This is a genomic window from Aquimarina sp. RZ0 (assembly GCF_008370685.1).
Lineage (GTDB): Bacteria > Bacteroidota > Bacteroidia > Flavobacteriales > Flavobacteriaceae > Aquimarina.
The window spans coordinates 1-1,805 of record NZ_VTZU01000194.1 but is presented as its reverse complement, the minus strand read 5'-3'; the positions used below and the strand labels follow the sequence as shown (position 1 = coordinate 1,805).

Annotated in this window: 1 pseudogene; it reads left to right on the top strand. The window is 30.1% G+C overall.

The window, feature by feature from the left end:
- Positions 1–536 precede the first annotated feature (536 nt).
- Positions 537–941, top strand: a pseudogene (gene tnpA / locus F0000_RS27160) (IS200/IS605 family transposase).
- Positions 942–1,805: the final 864 nt, after the last annotated feature.

The window sequence follows — 1,805 nt, the reverse complement described above, 5'->3', positions numbered from 1 at the left end:
TCCTTGAAACCCTTCATTATTATAATGAAGGGTTTTTTTATTCCTAATGACTAACTATACCATATAGAAAGTTTGGTCACTGTTTTAAAGAGATGTAATATCTGATTTGTATTTTATTTGAGAGTTTCTAAAACAGAATTGAGACAAAATATAGACAGCCTAAATCTCCTTTAGAATTGTCATTTTAATCTCTGAGGGTTTAATTCCCTATGCTTGCATCGTGTGAAGGGAGAAGTTTGAAAATCTTAGGTTTTCATTGAAAAAAAGAAGCTCGAATAAATACCTCGTATCCTATGATAAAAGCAGCTTTTTCCTTATAAATTTTTCTTATTAAGAGGCGTATTTATATGTATCAACGTATGGTGTTCCCGGTTTGGAAATCTTTTGTTTAAGAATCTGCTATCTAATTATTGTTAAAATACTTTCTAGTGGGTGTATCCCTTGAAGTAGAATTTTGTCAATCTCTCAAAACCCTTATCTGGTCATGTTTTAAAGACTCTGCCATTTTTTAGGTTTATCATCTAAAACTTTTTAAGATGAGTAAATATAGAAAATTAACACATGTCTATTACAAATGTGACTATCACATTGTCTTCACCCCGAAGTATCGTTTTCAGATCCTTGAAGGTATGATCAAATCATTAGTTGAACACGATTTGCAGGTTGTTAGTACTTGGAAAAGTGTCCAGATCCTGGAAATGAATGTTCAAAAAGACCATATTTACTTGGTCTGTTCAGTTCTTCCTAAAGTGTCCATTTCAGAATATTTTGGTATTTTGAAGGGTAAAATAGTGATAAAGCTATTTAAGACTTATCCAAACCTTAAACAGAAACCTTATTAGGGTAATCATTTTTGGTCAAGAGGTTATTTTGTGAGTACAGTTGGATTAGATGAAGATATGATTAAACGATATTTGAAGTATCAAGAACATAGTGAATGAGTCTTATGATCCTTTGGGTCTAATCTGAAAATCAAAGCCTCCGTTTTTAACGGAGGTTTTTTACTTCTCTAAGTTAGTCCATAGCTTCTTGTTGATTGTATGCTCCGTCCTAGGATTGTTGTGCTTACTGTTGAAATAGGAACAGAATCTACATTGGTTTCTGTTGTGTAATAACAAACATCAAAACTTTAGTTTTTCAGATATTTAGGAAGTAAGGGTACGATTGATTATTTTTTTTAAGTGTGATCTTGCTATGTTTTTTTGAGAGTTAAATTATTTCCCTGGTCTTTTGAAGATAGTTTAGATGAAAACTTCTAGTATAGAAAGGGTATAAACTTATGGTGTCAACTATTTTTTTGGAGGTACTATAACTTAGATGAGAATAGGAAATTGTTTGTATACCCCCACTATAAGATAGTATAAGCTTAACTCAGTAGTTTTTTGCATTCAAATATTTGTAATGAGAATATATATAGAATTGATCTTAACTTTTTATTTTTGACGGGATGAGACACTTTTTGTAGTCCATAGTAGTACTACAGACGAAATAAGTAATGAAATATGGATGAATTTCAGCCATTTTTCAGGAAATAGAAAAGTAAAAATAAGTTCATAAGGTATTGTGGAAGAAAATTGAGGGATTAGAATATATTATTAAAAGATACAATACTCAATTAACTCAATACAATGTATACTTAATTTATGTAGTTTTTCAGGAGTGTTGAATTATAAGTAGGTTACTTTCAGGTGTTTATAATTATTTCAAAAAAAGGGTTTTAATTATGCTTGTTTAGTTGTAAAAAGGTTGTAGTTTTGCGGACTCAAAAAAACGGTTATTATATTTTTTTGTTACGTTCATTGTTT